This is a genomic window from Mesorhizobium sp. GbtcB19 (genome assembly GCF_019091085.1).
GTDB lineage: Bacteria > Pseudomonadota > Alphaproteobacteria > Rhizobiales > Rhizobiaceae > Mesorhizobium.
Genome location: NZ_JAGXJY010000016.1, coordinates 1 through 16548 on the forward strand (window position 1 = coordinate 1; position 16548 = coordinate 16548).

At 54.1% G+C, this 16548-nt stretch carries 12 protein-coding genes; 4 read left to right on the forward strand and 8 right to left on the reverse strand.

Annotated features, from left to right (window positions below; translation table 11 throughout):
* Positions 1 to 275: 275 nt before the first annotated feature.
* The 3 genes from KVT37_RS23555 (at position 276) to KVT37_RS23565 (ending at position 4556) form a co-directional block, all read left to right on the forward strand.
* Positions 276 to 1649 carry a hypothetical protein gene (locus tag KVT37_RS23555; RefSeq protein ID WP_217577410.1) on the forward strand — a complete coding sequence of 458 codons (1374 nt, stop codon included), beginning with the start codon at positions 276 to 278 and terminating at the stop codon, positions 1647 to 1649.
* Positions 1650 to 1946: 297 nt separating this feature from the next.
* Positions 1947 to 3185: a Xaa-Pro peptidase family protein gene (locus KVT37_RS23560; RefSeq protein WP_306797011.1), complete on the forward strand. Its 1239-nt coding sequence runs from the start codon at positions 1947 to 1949 to the stop codon at positions 3183 to 3185.
* 474 nt (positions 3186 to 3659) lie between these two features.
* A complete protein-coding gene (locus tag KVT37_RS23565) occupies positions 3660 to 4556 on the forward strand; it encodes a TauD/TfdA family dioxygenase (RefSeq protein WP_217577412.1) in 897 nt (298 codons plus the stop codon).
* A 101-nt stretch (positions 4557 to 4657) separates the two neighbouring features.
* On the opposite strand, the gene KVT37_RS23570 is transcribed toward KVT37_RS23565, so the two are convergent.
* Positions 4658 to 5953: an SDR family NAD(P)-dependent oxidoreductase gene (locus KVT37_RS23570; RefSeq protein WP_217577413.1), complete on the reverse strand. Its 1296-nt coding sequence runs from the start codon at positions 5951 to 5953 to the stop codon at positions 4658 to 4660.
* A gap of 81 nt (positions 5954 to 6034) precedes the next feature.
* Positions 6035 to 6172, reverse strand: a complete 138-nt coding sequence (locus KVT37_RS23575) for a hypothetical protein (protein WP_217577414.1) — start codon at positions 6170 to 6172, stop codon at positions 6035 to 6037.
* Positions 6173 to 6435: 263 nt separating this feature from the next.
* On the opposite strand from KVT37_RS23575, the gene KVT37_RS23580 reads away from it, so the two are divergent.
* Complete coding sequence (locus tag KVT37_RS23580) at positions 6436 to 7467, forward strand: SIS domain-containing protein (RefSeq protein ID WP_217577415.1); 1032 nt, start codon at positions 6436 to 6438, stop codon at positions 7465 to 7467.
* Between the two features lie 570 nt (positions 7468 to 8037).
* Here the strand turns inward: KVT37_RS23580 and KVT37_RS23585 are convergent.
* From KVT37_RS23585 to KVT37_RS23610, 6 genes are all read right to left on the reverse strand, one after another.
* Entirely contained in the window at positions 8038 to 8583 is a 546-nt protein-coding gene (locus KVT37_RS23585; protein WP_217577416.1) for a hypothetical protein, read from the reverse strand.
* 372 nt (positions 8584 to 8955) lie between these two features.
* The gene (locus KVT37_RS23590; RefSeq protein WP_217577417.1) at positions 8956 to 10002 is read right to left on the reverse strand and encodes a hypothetical protein; all 1047 of its coding nucleotides are present in this window, start codon (positions 10000 to 10002) and stop codon (positions 8956 to 8958) included.
* A 1880-nt stretch (positions 10003 to 11882) separates the two neighbouring features.
* Positions 11883 to 12122 (reverse strand): hypothetical protein, encoded by a 240-nt coding sequence (locus KVT37_RS23595; protein ID WP_217577418.1) that lies wholly within the window; start codon positions 12120 to 12122, stop codon positions 11883 to 11885.
* A 747-nt stretch (positions 12123 to 12869) separates the two neighbouring features.
* Positions 12870 to 13244 (reverse strand): hypothetical protein, encoded by a 375-nt coding sequence (locus KVT37_RS23600; protein WP_217577419.1) that lies wholly within the window; start codon positions 13242 to 13244, stop codon positions 12870 to 12872.
* Between the two features lie 569 nt (positions 13245 to 13813).
* On the reverse strand, positions 13814 to 13960 hold the full coding sequence (locus tag KVT37_RS23605; RefSeq protein ID WP_217577420.1) for a hypothetical protein: 147 nt from the start codon (positions 13958 to 13960) through the stop codon (positions 13814 to 13816).
* A gap of 559 nt (positions 13961 to 14519) precedes the next feature.
* Positions 14520 to 15107 (reverse strand): hypothetical protein, encoded by a 588-nt coding sequence (locus KVT37_RS23610; protein WP_217577421.1) that lies wholly within the window; start codon positions 15105 to 15107, stop codon positions 14520 to 14522.
* Positions 15108 to 16548 lie beyond the last annotated feature (1441 nt).

The window sequence follows — 16548 nt, forward strand, 5'->3', positions numbered from 1 at the left end:
AACCCTAACCCTAACCCTGGGGTGCCAGACCCTAACCCTAACCCTAAATCTTCCCTGGCCTAGGGTTAAGGATTTCGCATCTGCGGGCCATCTCCTTTTGGATTACCTCTCACCTCCTCCGCTATCGCACGATGTTTAACCTATCGCATTACCGACAGGGCACATGAAAGAACTCCGCATTCTGCGGGCACTAACTCCCTTGCTGCAAACCTTCTCCCCGCCTGGCAAAACAGCAAACCTATTCACCTATCACCCTCTCATTGCCACCAACGAATATGGAAAGAAGTTCTCATTCTCGCTGGTGTTCGTTCGTCCGCGGCGAAACGCTCTCCACGTGCTCATGGAAACCCCGGAAGTGGATCACCTGTCTTCAGGATCATTACCTCGCCGGCGACGAGCCATTTTGGCAGGCCAACCAAAATTCCGGTCCAGTTCACGCCGTCCGCGAGGCTCTTTGGTCAGTTCGCGAAGCAATTAACTATGACGAGACCTCCACTGAGCTTAAGGACGAATTGAGCCTAGATGTCAGCCGGGTAGAGCAGCAATTCGCCAACTTGGAGGCCGACACCTCGGCACTGTTCCGGCTCTTTTGGCTAGTATGGGTGATTCCATTTATCGCCTGGACACTTTACTTGGCAATCTTCTTGGAAGAATGGGGACAATTGATAGGGCAATCGGCGGTCTTGTCACGTACTCTTTCCCTTGGAGTCGCCGTTCTGAGATACCGGAAGAGCACTGGGTGGATCATTTTCAAATTTTATGAGGACCGCGTCCTGGGTAGCTTACCCGCCCTCATCTTCTACACCATAGCCTCAAGACCCGCCTACCGACACCTCCATGGCGATTGGCGTTATACGACGCTAGTCGGCTGCGTAACTTGCCTTGGCCTGCTTCTTTTGAGCTACTGGCAGGATCTCTGGGTCGGCGCTCTTTTCCTGCGGTCAAAATTGTGGTTGGCGCCCCCCATTCTGACGAGAGATCTGCGAGTAAAGCTGAGGACTGCGCGCAACACGCTTCTCGAAAGTGTCAAAGAGCTCCAGCATTGCATCGAAGATGCTGATATCAGCGACAGGATGAAGGATCACCTGCTGATGGTGAAGCGGGACGCTGACCGGCTGCTGCGAACGATTAAGCGCATTCTTCCGATCGAGGATGCCGCCGAGGAGCCCCGCTATCCCAGGATGCCGAAGGTTCCCGTTGTCGTCCTGACGGCCGTTCTCCAAGCGCCAATTTTGGGCGCCTCCTATCGATACCCTTGGCTGATGGCTGAAAGTGCGGGATGGGGAATATGGAACACGATACGCATGATGTTTGGCTTGATTGCGTCCTATGTGTCCCAGGGCGACATCGCCCGCCGGTTTTCCAATATCGTGGCGGGAGGATTAGCATTGCTTCCACTTACGCTCGCCATTCTGTTTACAAATGGCGCGGTACTTCTGCCGGTAGAGAACAGGGTGCTCTTGGCTGTCGGTCTGATTCTGATCGTCAACGCCTTCTCGAATCTGGCTGGCACCTTCTGCAAAGGCCTTAGCAAGAGAACTCAGTGCAGCCAGGGCGATATCGGGCAAGTGGGGCGGATTCAGACTAAAATGCACTCTGTATTGCCACTTGTGCCGGCAAAGCCACTAGTTTTCGCAACGGGGATTTAGCCGCAGAGATTGCAGGGATAGCATGTATATCACATGAAGGACAGAAAGAAAAAGGTGGGGTAGAACCGGATGATAGCGTATCGACATGGCGTCATTTGCGACGCCTATCGCGCCTAGACTAGGAAATGCATTCTTTACGATCGGATTTCCTTTCTCGAGCTGGCGGGTATAAATAAACCCAACATCCACCCGGAACAGGACGTGGTCGACCCAAGACGCCGCGTGATGCTACATTTCTCGTATCTATCCACCGTTGTCCACCTGCCGAGCTTGAGCGATAGAGAACGATAGTGCACGATGGGTCCTTTGCTCGAGCCCCCGTCAGGCAATGCAGCTTTCATTGTGGGCTCTGAGCTCACTTTCCCCTCCGATGCGGATTACCAGAGGCGCACCGAATGCGCCCGAAGTCTGATGAAGCAGCACGGATTTAATGTTCTTGCCATTTCCGGCTTCGACTATCTTCGGTTTTTCACCGGATTGAATGGCTTGCCCGTCGGCAGGCCGATCTGGCTCGTCTTGCCACAAAGTGGCGCGCCGGCTTTCGTCTCGCCCAGTAGTGAGGCAAAAGAGATCCGGGCGCGATGCAACACACCGGTAGCCTTGGAATGGGTCGAATGGAAACAACCGGCACCAGCGCCCAAGACGCATCAAGATGCGCTCGCAAAGTATTTGGGAGATCTCGCACTTGATGCCCGCACCATCGGCGTCGACTTCAATTCCACCTCGGGCAGAAATATCGAATTGATCAAACAGGCTCTTGGCGCTCAACGCATAGCGGATGCCTCGGCGATATTGCACGAGCTAACTGCCCGCAAGGATGCGGCAGCAATCGACGTCATTAGGCGCTCTTGCGACATCGTTGCCCACCAGTTCGAGGCGTGCCGTAGCGTTATTGCTCCTGGCGTTCCCGAATGGAAAGTCGCCCTGGCGTCTTTCAACGCCGCGACAGAGCGATCCGCGCAGTGGTGGAACGGCGATGAGGAGCAGTCCCCGTTTGTGCAGGGTATGCAGATGATGGGTAGCGGTCATCAGCGCACGGCGCGCTGCCATACCGCCGGCGGCGGTCGCATCATGCAAGACGGCGAACTCCTTCAGATTTGCTTCTGCGGCCCATCGTTTTTCGGGCACGCAATTGGCTATGATCGGCCGTTCCGTATAGGTTCGAAGCCTTTGCCTGCAAACCTCCGAAAGGTCGTGGAAGTCGCACGCGAAGCGCAAGAAGCAGCTCTGGCAAAAGTGCGACCCGGAGTGGCGGCTCGCGAGATTCATGCCGCCGCGGTGGAGGTGATCGAGCGCCACGGCTGGGAGAGCCCCTTTCTACATCGCACCGGTCGCGCGATAGGATACTCCGATTGGGACAGCAACATTGAACTCAGTGACGACTCCACTGCCGAGATTGAGTCGAACATGTTAGTAACGGTCGAGCCGGGCATCTACGTCCCTGGCATCGGTGGCGCACGCTTTGGCGATACGGTCCTGGTTACCGAAGCCGGGCGCGAGGTCCTCACTCCTTTCGACCTTGGCAGGGACATCTAATAGGAGACTGCTCGCCGGCGTCTCCTTTAAACCCGCTATAGGTGATATGACAGCGCGCGGTGGGCGACGTCACCCTCGAGCTGCCACTGGAGAGTCCTTGCGGCTCTAGCGAAACGACGCCTTCCATAGCCCACGTCAGGTTGGAATAAACACCGCAAACACTTATACTATTTCTATGAAATATATTCTGTCTCTCCGTCTATCACTTCCTTCCGCCCCGTCAGGATAACCTAGAATGACACTGCGGCGGACATGCTGATAAACTCTCTCGCTGAAAGAGTCTTTTGGGAACTTGGCCCCACTACCGGCGACCTAGGCAAATAGTAATCAACGTGACGTAATGAATGCCGAAACGTGCCATTCTACCCCGCTTTGCTCATCGTTCAGGCTGCCAGAATTCGGGTATATAGCCATCCCCGTCTGGCGACTGTCCCTCATGCCTCCCGTACAACATCTCTTTCATCGCTCGTAGCCATGACAGACCCAATTCAGTTCAAGACCATTCAGGTCACTCCTAGAGCCGGCATCACTGCCGCCCACGTATATGGTGTCAAATGGGAGGACATGAGCGATGAGCAATTCAACGAAATCCAAGAAGCCTGGAGGATCCACGGCGTGTTGGTTTGTCAGGGCCCCATAGGGTCTGATGAAGCCATGGTCAAATTCAGCAAGCGTTTGGGAGTAGTCTGTATACAGTCCCTTCAAGAAAAAGGCCATCCACTCTCTCACGCCGAGCACGAAGAAATATGCCTGATAAAGGAAAGTTACAATAGCAACACCGGCAACAATCGACTGGCCCCACATTACGACTTGCATTGGCACAAAGACAACGAGATACCAACTCACATCATCCTGTGGCCACATTCACTTCCAGATAAAGGGCCAGCGACCCTCTTTTACGACCCATATGCCTTTTTCAACGACTTGACCGAAGAAGAGCGTGCTATTTTGGCCGATAAATCAATTATCTGTCAGTCTTGCTATGCGTTCGAAGGTCCCCTGTTCTACGGAATTAATGAGCCACATGGCCAAATGCCGTTCAGCAGACGTCCTATCTTACTGAAGGATAAGGAAGGAAGACCCTTCGTCAGTCCCGGCCCCTTTACGCCTTCGACTTTTGTCCCGGACCTGCCACAAGACAAAGGCAGGGAACTCATCGATAGCCTTCAGGCGAGGTTCTTCTCCGATAAATATCGGATCAGACTTGATTGGAAGCCTGACAACGTGGTATTGGCGAGAAACAACTTCATGCATAGCCGTGACGACTATGATGGAAAAAAGCAACCTCGTACGATGCATCAGATTTTAACGAGAGATCCCGAGGTCGGGGACGGCTTTTGGTTACCTTATACGCGGCTATCAAGTTCTTAAATATAATATTAAACATGTTTCTTATCACTGACTCGCCACTTTATATATTGTGTTGCTAATCCATGCCGTCTCTCACTGTCTGATGCCATTACATTATAAAATCAGAATAAAGGTTCATATTCGCAATTTACTGCCAGCCTCGCAATGGATGCATTGTTCGGCATCTCGATGGCAGAACGAGTAATACGAGCTATTTCCTTAGGCTGCGTCATGTCCTCGGAGTTGATTTTCGAATGTCTGCTCATATCCGTAGCGACCCAGCCCGGGGATATTGCTGTTACCCGCACCCCGCTTTCCCATGAATCATAGCGCGTCGTGTCGGTAAGAGCTGTTTGCGCATGCTTGCTCGCGTTGTAGATAAAATTGGTGCTCTTGTTTACCCTCAATCCTGACAGTGAGTTGATGTTGACGATGCGGCCAGCCCCGGTCTTCTTGAGGTAAGGCAAGCAAAGCTGGGTCAGGAGCCAGGGCGCTTGGCAATTGACCGCCATAACCCTATTTAGCTCGTCGCGGGTGCCGTTCATCAGATTGTCCGTTATCTTCGCGCCCAGACCGGCATTGTTGACCAGGCCGTCGATCCTGCCGAATGTCTCGATAGCGGCTTTCACCCATGCTTCCATTGTGTCAGGGTCCTCGGCGTCGAAACGCGCGTAGTGTAGCTGCTCGCTCTGCGGCCCAAAGGCGGCCTCAAGCGCACCGACGTCGCGAGCTCCCAGGCTCAGGCGATAGCCGTGCGCGATGAGTTCCTCTGCGATGGCCCGCCCGATGCCGCGATTGGCGCCGCTGACCAGGATCACGGGGCTTTGACGAAGTTTAACGGTCCAGATCGAATCGAGCTTCTGAAAATGGATAACACGTCCGTTTTCCAGATGCTCACGAGGCAGTTCCACTCCAAGAAGTGCGGCTATAACCCTCAGAACGCCTCCGTGGGCGACCAGAAGTGTATTCTCGGAACGGGTGCGTTCCAGCGCCTTGGCCACACGCCTGGAGAAATCCGGTTTTCTTTCGCCGTCACCGAAATTGCCTTCGAACAATTCCAGCGGGGCCAGTTTGCCCTCGAGTGAACCGAAATGGCACTCATCCAGGTCTTCGTCGATGTGGAAACCGACACATGCTACGTTGGCGAAGACCGCCGTCTGAATGGCGCGTAATTTCGGCGAACAGAACACTTGGCTTGGGCTCAGCGTCCTGAGAACATTCCCTGCCATGCGGGCTTGGATCTTGCCCACGTCGTTGAGACCTATGTCCGTACCGCCTCCTTGAGCGAACCATTTTTTCACACCGCCCTCGACCACGAAGTCCGTGTTGAGCTCGGTCTTTCCGTGGCGAACGAAATGGAAGTCTACCATGCCCTCCGGGGCCACGGCGCCACCCAGGTATTCTGAAGAAAGCACCATCGCGAGCTGCTGGAAAAGGTGACTATTGCGCGAATGCGAGTTGGTGATGCGGCGGCGAAACCGGAGCAGACTGTTCTGGCTTCACAAGGTACGGATTACCATCACCCCGCTTAAATCGGAAAGACGGCCAGGGCATTCCGCGCTGTCGCTCGGCATCAGCGGCTGGAGCGGCCGGACGATAAAATATTCAGAAGAAGCCAACCGGAGTTGCATGCTCATGCAGGCTCTCGTGCGGGGGTTGCAGCACTTCGTTCAACGACAAATCAAAAAAATCGCGCAATGACTATTGCTCATGTACGCGGTGCATCACATGCATGGCCAAACGCATCGTATTCAACTGGTTCCCGCAGGCTCGAACTGAAGGAGATAAGTCGAGGCCGGCAGCCAGCCGCAACGCTCATGCCGGCACATCGCCCTTCTGACATCCCCCGCCCTGCCCTATCCAACATTAAACCTTACTGGAGGCGTCTGGAAACTGCACGATGGATCTCCTGCTGCAGGTGCCTTTGCCTGACGACGCGGTCTACGTTGCCAGCTTGGCCGAGACGGTCAGACAGCTTCCAGCGGTCGCTGACTATGGACGCATGATCGCCGGGAAGTTCAACCGAATTTACATGGTCTCGAGCGGTGCAGGTTATCATATCATGAGGGGCTTAGAATGGTTCGGTGAAAGCACCGCTGAGAAGATCGAATTTCGAGCTTTAACATCTGCCGACTTCAACAATCAGCTTTCGCCTAAGGTTGATTGCCTCACCACACTCGTCATACTGTCCTCCAAGTCTGGAAAAACGCCGGAAACGGTCGCAGCGGCTGAACGTGCAAAGAATAGGCTTTGCACTACGGTCGTTTTCACATCCGAAACGTCCTCGCTCGCGAAACAGGCAGATCACGCATTTTACTTAGGGGACACCAATCAGGCATTCTATGCGACCTTCATGCTCATGCTGGCCTTCGTCGGCGGCATTTTGGAAGAGGCGGAAGGTTGGGGATTGTTGGAGCAACTTCTCTCGTCGCTGCCCGCCTTGCCAAAAGTGCTGATTTCCGCCGCTCGGCAGAGTGAGCTTCAAGGAAAGGTGAATGCCGAGCGCTACGCGGCCGGCGACCCGATCTATCTCTTCGCCTCGGGGCCGGGGATGCTGGTTCCCGGCGGATTTGGTTTGTGCGTTGTGGAGGAAAAGCTCAAAGTTGTCGTCGTCGATAGAGGGGCCGACCACTTCTTCCACAGCACCTTGGAGACCACAACCAAGACTAGTCGGCATTTCATTCTCATTGTTGCCGAGGATAGCAGCCGTGAGCAGATGGAGCGTATGGTGACGTTCTGCAAAGAACATGCAGGGCATACTGAGATATACGATACGGAGGAATTCAAGATGGAAGGTATCGACCCGAAAATCAGGCCCTTGGTGGCCCCCTATGTCGCTGAAGCTGCATTAAAACCCTACGCATTCTATCTATCCCAGGTGACCGAGCGGCCACTCAACGACATGAGATACATGGGAAAGATCGATTATTAGAACGGTTGCGGTCCCAATTTTTCAGGTAGCAGACAATAGTATAATTTGCTTTGAAATTCATTCCGTGGCTGCCGGTCCGATCCATGACCATGTGACACGTGCCATCCCTCTTCGACATTGCGTCCCACCTGCCTCCCCCAATAGAGAGAACCGAACTGCTCAATCGGCCATGGTGACCACCAGAGCTCGTCTGCCGCTCGGGCTGCTGTTGACGTGAGGTGCGGGATCACGTGTGCGGGTGGGTTGAGGCTCTGCTCAGCCGCCGTGGAGACGATCGGTGGATATCACGCACTTCACGGGCACTCCCGTGACGCGCCCGCATGCCGGGAAGGCCCTGTTTCGACAATGAGGCTCTACACTCTTCGAATTAAAAGGCGGAATTGCGGTCTCGTTTTGGCCTACTCCTGGTCGCTGCAGAAATTTGCATATGCAGTACCATACGAAGAATATTTCGCCAGTACACAGATATAACGCATCGCCGTACGAGCAGTTCACGGTTGATAAACGCGGCAAGCGACAATGTGTAAAGGCATAATCTGCCTACTGATAGGATTTACAAACTTCACGCACTTAATCCTGATCGCCCTCCTCATCCCGTTCATCCTCTTCATCCACTTCATCCCCTTCATCCCCTTCATCATTGAACTCGCCGAGATCGCCAACAATGCAGACATCAAAGCGTCGCCAGTTGCTACCGTCGCACGTCTCCTCACTATCATCGCAAACCTTCATGATATAGTTGTACATAGCGCTAGACACTCCAGCATTGAGTTCCTTTATCGGTATCAATATATCGAGTAAGAAATCTTGGATCTTGTCGGATATTTTTATCGCTTCTTCGATTTCGATATTTCCGCAGCAATGATCTCTGAATACCATAAAATGGTATTTTGGTATATCTGCCTGGTAGATATCGCTTTTTTTTGCGAAGTGGTATAGCCAAACGCCAATCGTCGTCTTTGTTGCGTCGAACCGCTTAACCTGGTCCGCATACTCGTCCTGCTCGGTTCCAAAAAAAAGACAGAGTTGATAGGACTTGCCTCGAGCCTTGGCGGAAACGTCGATGGTGAGGCGACCATGGGGTCGCAGAAGCCAAAACAGACGTGTGTCGGACATCGCGGGAGAAGTTGACTTGGAAACGCAAGGGACGGGTTCTGAGTAGGCTATGGGAACAGACGGAGGGGACAAACTTCCGTTTTTATGTGGAAATGCTGGGGTATGCGGCTCTGCCTAGAGAACCGGGCGGTTAGCGGCTTTGGCACTCATTGGCTGTCACTTCAGGCCTTGCCCTGCAGGCCGTTAGCTGAGCATTTGGTTGGCGGCGCAGCCGAAATGACGACCCGGCACTGATGAAATTTTCGCACCCGTGCGCTCGCTCCCAGGGCGCTGGCTTTTGCATCACATTCATTGGCAGGGCTGTTCACGATCGGCATCGCCAGCATTGAAGCCACATGTGGGAAACAGATCGTAGAATTAAGACTAAGTACATTAGAGCGATCGAAACAATGATAGCGTCCGCCTTGGCCAACCCATCCTGAGTGTCTTCGCCAAATCGATCTTCTGTTGCAACACCAGCGCGTCCAACTGGTCGGTTCCACTGCTCTCTGCACCATCATTTGCTAATGTCGTGGTCGTGGCATTCGGCTTCCCTCCTTCGTTGTCGTAGGAATAGCGGGGCGGCGGATCGCCGTCTCCCCCAACGATGCTCGCAGCTGTGGGCGGTCGTGTCGTGTAGTTGGACCACGTGTCGACGAAATCCCTCATCCGGATGTATTCCTTCCCTAATTTCTTATTGTTCGGCCGGGGGAGCATACACACCCAGCAGGGTGGCTGCGTCTCACCATCCGCGCAAGCGCACGCAGATGAACGAGCCGTAATGCGATCCCCAGCAGCACGAGGTACGGTATCAGCAGCAGAGACTGCCGTTGTCTCAACGAGGCCCCTGTCCCCCGGGCGGTCGGACGACATCTCATCTCGGACGCGGGTTTCCATCGTGATGCATCTCGTGATGCTCAAGTGGGAATGGGTCACCCCGTGGTCGGGGCAGAACAGGCTTGGGAAAGCTTCTGCCTTGATGCTCTCCAGCAGATCGTAGTGATGCCCGCATAGAGATATCTCCGGTTCTAGGCTGTCAAGATCTCCTCGGAGATCGTAACTGTCCCATCCCTCATGGTAGATAGCCAATATGCTTCGGATAACTTTGGAGAGTGGGGGATCACGGATGATCTCGGCGTCAATCAGATAACGACATCGGCGCAGGCCAGCGGAGGTTTTCTTGCAAATATGGCGCGGCGAAAAGACATAAGCATCAGGAAATATCTTCGCTACCTTTTTTTCTTGCCATTTCTTGAACGGGCCTGCCACAGCACAGCGGAAACTTTTGGAGTAAAGAGAAATTAGATATTTTGGAATGAGGGCATATGACCTGACATAGAAAATGGCAATGTCTTGCAGCTGCCCCTCCCTGCGAAGGATCTGCACGAAAGGGCGCCCTTCGGCCAGATGGCGCAGGGCGGAAAGACGGATGGTCGACATGGGGAAGGTTTCGTGGGAGCAACAATAGAGATCGCCGAGCGTGTGATAGGCAATGTCTGCTATGGGATGGGAAACGAGAAATGCGAGCGATCAGCAGAATATGGCGGTAAAAGATGGACCGATTACACCCTTTGCTGGACGAAGGTGTGAAGCTGATTTCCGAAGCGACATTGGCGCGTCCGGTTTCAGGGAAATGACGAGCTCTTCGGGGCAGGCTTATCTGCGACACGAGAGGGATCCGGCGACCTCGCCGGGGACTGCAACAGTATTCAAACTTCAGCCACTGGGGTGTGATGTGACCAAGTGTGACGAGATATAGAATAAGCAATAAAAGCGAAATGCGCCATCATTTTTGGGCGCTATAAATGGCTCTAGCCGCGGCGGCGGCGGGGCCAGAACGTGCAAGTGTGACGGGATTGTGCCGCGCCAACCCGTAGTGTGGTTCCCACTCGACAGCAAATGAGAGCATTCGCCAAGATTTGCACTAATGCCCCCCGGAAGCGGACGCATCAGCGCCTGCAGCCACACATTGATGTCACGCCTTTGCTGTTCGGCCTGGAACAATGATGCGGTCAATGATGGGCATCCTTCGTCAAGCGCGGCGAACCCGGGAGTTACCCCTTTCGGGGTAGCTATGCCAATGGCCGGGAGCCCATTTTTACATCACTCTCTCGTAGGAGATCAGTAATTGATCAACAATTGGAGATCAGGATGGAAAGATGATACGAAACGAACGCTCACGCCAGCACGCAAACAGTAAATGTCTCATGTTATGGAACGTAGAATAACCTGCGAGCTTTCGCTTTTATGTCTAAACTTTTGTAATTGTCAAACCGCTCCCTCGTCCTCGACAAATTCTTCTTCTTCTTTCAAATTGTTCATCTTGTGAACCGTTTCTTAGCCACATTATTTCTACCCACAAGGTGCCAACACAATCGCTCGCTCAAGTCGTTGGACAATGTCGGAAGCTCGCCGCAAGGACGCCCTCAGACCCCGCATCTTCCTCGTCTTAGAGATCCCTCGGCCGTCGCCAAAGGCACCAACGCAGTGGCCATGCCCACCATACCGCTCTCCGCCAGGTGGGAGGCGGCACCGCTTCTCGACCATCGATGTACGGCGGCGGCGGTCCGCTCATTGTCGCCTCAGAACGGCCGGTCGAGGGTGGCGACCTGTACGCGGGTTCATTTCCGGGGAGTAACGCCAAAAAACATGGAAGATACGCCGTGGCCTTTCCGCAAAAGCATGCATCTGACCGTTCAATAAAATAGGTCTCAAGCGCCGAACTCTCTATTTGCCTGTTCCCAATCGCCTCAATAGGCGACTTGTCTGGGCTGCATGTATCGCCCTCGGTGGACGGTGTATCGGATGGAGTTGAGCCGATGAACGCTCCTCGTACGAAATTATCCAGGTGATTGCAAAGATGCATCCATTGGGTATGTCTTTTGATGCTGAGCGCGTTACAGGGCTGAGCGGAGGCTTCAACTATGAGTTTCTGGGCCAATACGGCCCATGCGACTTCTGTCAGTGGAGGATCATAGATGACGTCGCCTTTATATTGATGGATAGTGCGCCTGAGCTCGAGGTGTGAGCATATGCAAACGGAATGCAGAGAAAATATGATCGTGCCCAGGAACCGTGCTGCCAGACTCTCCTGTGTCCTTTCGTTAAACGGACCGGCCACGGCACAGTGATAACCGAGGCGGCAATAGTAATCAATATCTTCCGTGACCGTATCATCAATTTCGGAAATATAAAAGATGGCAATGTCTGGCTGACCACGCAACATTATCGGCCTACGCAGTTTGGACAAGTCGGAAAGACGAAGGCTGCGCATGCTGACGGTTGCAAAAATCGGCGGATTGTGAAGGAGATAGTGCCACTTATGTACGTTGGGTGACCCAAGGCAAAGTCTTGACAGACTTGTCTGCTTCCGTGATAGCAACAATAGAGATCGCGCAGCGGTGATGGGCAAGATCGCCGATGGGTTGGGGAATGAGAAAGGCGGGCGAACAGAAGAATATGGCGAGGAGAGATGGGCCGATCGCACCCTTTAAAACAAACGGGATCAAGAAACTGCGGATGAGCTTGGCCCTTTTTCTTCGTGGCTGATCAACGAGCATGACCGGTACCCCTATTGCTTTGTTTTCCTGTGTATCTGAATGAAAGGTGCGAAGCCGATTTCCGAAGCGACATTGGCGCGTCCGGCTTCAGGCATATGACGAGCTCGTTCAGGTCAGACTTCTCTACGAGACGAGAGGATCGGCGATCGGATCAGGCCTGCAACCGTATTCACACTTCAACCACTGGGGTGTGATGTGACCAAGTGTGACGAGATATAGAATAAGCAATGAAAGCGAAATGCGCCATAATTTTGGGCGCTATAAATGGCTCCAGCTCCGCAGTGGCGGGAGAGCCGGAACGTGCAGTGTGACGGGATTATGCCGAGCCAACCCATGGCATGGTTCCCTTCGACAGCAAATGAGAGCATTTGCCAAGATTTGCACTAATGCGCCCCCGGATCTAAAATATGCAAGCGGAACAAGTTCGGGCAAGTGGACGCATCAGCGCCTGCAGCCACACACAGATATCACGCCTCTGCTGTCCGACTTGGAACAATGATCCCACCGTGATGAGGGTCCGTCATCAAGCACAGCGGACGGAGAAGTTTCCTCGTTCCGGGTAGCACGGCCATGGCTCTGATGTCGTATCCCCCTCTCGTTGGAGATCAGTGAATACGCGGCAACTGGAGATCAGGATTAGAAAGATGAGGCGAAGCGATCTTTCACACTCCCCTGAAAGGCATAATGTAAAATATCTATTTTGAAGTATTTTTCATGTAGAAGATTTATAATATAAAGATTATTATTTCAAAAGAAGTTCGACCAGCAGCTCAGAGGCACTGTCGATTGAGACAAATTTTCCAGGTCCCACACTCCCCCAAATCGCTTGGATGGCTTCAATTGTTTCTTGAATGACTCTCTTCCTAACTTCAAGTGGTCGATATAATCGTTCGCGCAGGTGATTGTCAGATTATAGGAAAGTCGTAGCATGGCTTTGATGAAGGGGCTGCCATAGTGCTTCGCCTCCTGTCCGGGCCACCAGGTGTATTCACCGTCGCCTTCATTGAGTATGTAACCGTCGCTGGTGATAATGCCGGCGTAGCCATCAAAAGGTGTTTTTCCGATGCCGGCAAGATGGGGAAGGACGCTCTCAGATGCCTGCCTTGAGAGGAGGACGTTCACTTTCCTTTCCTCAGGATTATGTCGGGGGGGAGCGGGACAAGGACGCCCGCCTGTCAACTCCGATAGCCCGCGAGTGAATACGAGGGTCACATCGTTTGATGGGGTTGGACTGGTCGAATCCATCGTGCTGACTGAAGATGGCTTGTCAAACGACCCAGGCGACGACGTTGTCGAAACTGAAGATGGCATTGCAAGACCTAACTCCTTGGAAAGGAGAAGAATGAAAGAAGGGCGGAAGGGAGCTGTCCTTCGACGACTGCCCCGGGGGGATACTCAAGGTCGGCGTGGCGCCGTCAACACGGCACACCCATCGTGCGAGGTCCACTCTACCGTCGATGCGAAGCCGCCTACGTGATGAGCCATTGGGGGCTCGAGGAACCTGCAAGCAAATAGGGATATCACACCTCGTTCAGGCAAGGCGTATGACCATACGCTGGAGCTGACGATAGTGATCAATCTTCAGTCGAGCCCGCGGCATTAATCCATTCTTGATCCAGGTCGCAGCTAGCATGTGGAAAGGCCCATGACTGGCCGGAACAAGCTATCCCAATGAGCACGATATCGCTCGGTCACCCGACAGCATCGGGGCGCGCCAGGCCGGACAGGGTGGAAAGACGGAGCAATGCCATCGCGAAGATGGCGAGATCGATGATGGACAGGCAACCAGAAAGCCAGCGATGAGAGAGATAGTCAGGGTGTGCCCAGCGATCGGGCATCCAACTGTGCGTCCTCCTGCTGCTTGCGCCTTTATTGGAACACCTAGACTGCTGTGCTGTCCTCCTCGATTGAGCTACAAACATCGCCGAATTGACACCTCATGAGCCACTAGGAGATAGATAACTCATCACCTGGCCTATGGGGCGGGATGTGACCAAATGCGATGAGATAGCGAATAGGAAACAAGAACAATGTGCCCCGTACTTAGTGCGGTGACCGACCAGTTCCGGGGTATGAGCCGGCCCCTAATGCACGGGGAATTGTGCCGTGGCTTGGCGTATTAGCTCCCCCTTAGCTGTGGCGCGAACCTGGGCGCGCGATTTTATGCGTTGCAATCTCAAAGACGACCCCGAAGCAGGGATCGACGTGCGGGCAAGGATCGCTCGCTTACTCGCATGTCAACAGATCTCGGACGATGGAATTGCACATTTACATCAGGCATGTTGCATACCAGGCGAGCGAAGGTCGGGGTTGGGTGCAGGCCGCACCGCTCAACGACATCTCTTGACAAGGCTACCTAGGCTTGGTCCGAACGAAAATTAGAAGTACAATGGATCTCTAGTTACATGCTATTGCTTTCCAGCCTCCTCCGTTCGTGGAAAAAAAGCCAGGGGACGTCCAGCCGGTGGACCACTTCTGACGCTTCATTCTACCCGGCGCCAGACCATTCTCCATCGCGCCATGCGTGCGCTTTCTCTTGCCGGAATATTGGCCTTTCTCGTCTAGCCCCGCGGCCGGCGGTTCGGAGGCAGGTGGCTCTTCGGCGGCAAGGCAGACGGCACCATCGAGAGGCTCTGGCGACAGGGACGGGTCGCCGTCACCGGCATTCCAACCCATGATGGTCGGAAATGTTACGATCCTCGGGATTGAGGACGGAGGGCCTCTTAGATTTTCCAGGCCGCCTGGGTATATTACATTCCGCTTGAGCATGTGTTGGTAGAAGGCGCGATTGTCGCGAATTCGCTGAGAGGTTTCGGCCCTCGCTTCGGGGGTCATTTGCAAATTGGTAGCCAGTGTAAACTCCAACATTGCTTCGAAGTACCCATCATCATTGTCGTCCAAGGTACATTCGAATGAGCCGGATACGAACTCAATTTGCCAGGGGTTAGGAAACTTCATTTCGACGATCCGGCGGTCTTGTGCCATTTTGAATCCGATGAGCAGAACGAGGTGAAATGATGCGTCGGGATGGAAGGACGACGCTGGAAAGACACAAGCACCACTGAAAGCTCAGGAGGTAGAGAAGTAGAAGTACTGGAAGTAATCGAATGATGAGCATTGAGATGAGGTGGGCACATAAAATTACTGCAGACTGCGCTCTAGAGCCAATGTGGCAGTGTTCATTTAAATGATATTGGTATGTTCCCGAGGTCCATACGACAATAAGCCCTTCTCATTGCCGTCGGCACCACCGCCCCCACATGCACTGTCTCAAAAGGAATGGTGCAGAGAAACGGGCTAGCACTTGCAAAGCTTCTGTCGGTGCCTGCAGCCACCGATAGATATCACACCCGGCTATCCAACTTGGGAGATGATCTCCGCAATGGGGGGATCCTCTGTGTCTCTGGGTCCGCGGCCGACACAACAAGGCCAATGGCGGCCAGTGTGAAGCAGTCTGTGTGACAAGCCTTTCGGATCAGGGGGGCCTGCCAGCCAGCGTATCACACCTCGTTTGGCAAGGCGTATCATCACACAACGAAGCTGTGTCGGATGGTCCACTGATGGCCACCCACCAGTCGGTTTGCGGCATTTATTCCATTGGTGGCCAACGGGGTCTCTAGGTCACCCGAGCCGACTTTTCCGCCTGCGTCGCAAGCCCGTCGGCCAGTGCTTAATCGCGCCGCTCACGACACTGGGGCCTGTCAACCAGTGTCAACGACGCCGTTTGCAGCACTATTAGCGCTGCCGGCCAGCATGCAGCGGCTGTGGCCTTGTCAACCGAGATCCGCCACCGCCCCGCTTGCGGCATTTCTAGCGCTGTCAACCAGTGTCAACCACCTGAAGGTGCAATGGCTGTGGCGCGGTTTCAGCCAGCTGTAACCCCTGTCAACCGCAGTCAACAAACGAGTAGTGTGACGGTGACTATAGCGCCCCACGATCGCCCAAGCACTCCCCTCGCAGCAGCCGGAGCCTGTCAACCAGTGTCAACGGCCCACTTGCGGCACTGTTAGCACTGTCGATCAATGCCACGCTGAAGCCCTGTCAACCAGGCTTGCGGCGCAACGCCCTAATTCTGTCAACCGGTGTCAACCACCCCGCTGCAGCGGGCTTGGCCTGTCAACCACTGCAGCCGCAGCCGCTAAAGCCCTGTCAACCAGGCTTGCAGCCCAGCGCCCTAATTCTGTCAACCGGTGTCAACCGCCGCGCTGCAGCGGGTTTGGCCTGTCAACCACCGCAGGCGCAACCGCTGAAGCCCTGTCAACCAATCTTGCAGCCCAGCGCCCTAATTCATGTCAACCGGTGTCAACCGCCGCGCTGCAGCGGGTTTGGCCTGTCAACCACCACAGCCGCAACCGCTGAAGCCCCATCAACCAGGCTTGCAGCGCAGCGCTCTAATTCTGTCAACCGGTGTCAACCACCGCGCTGC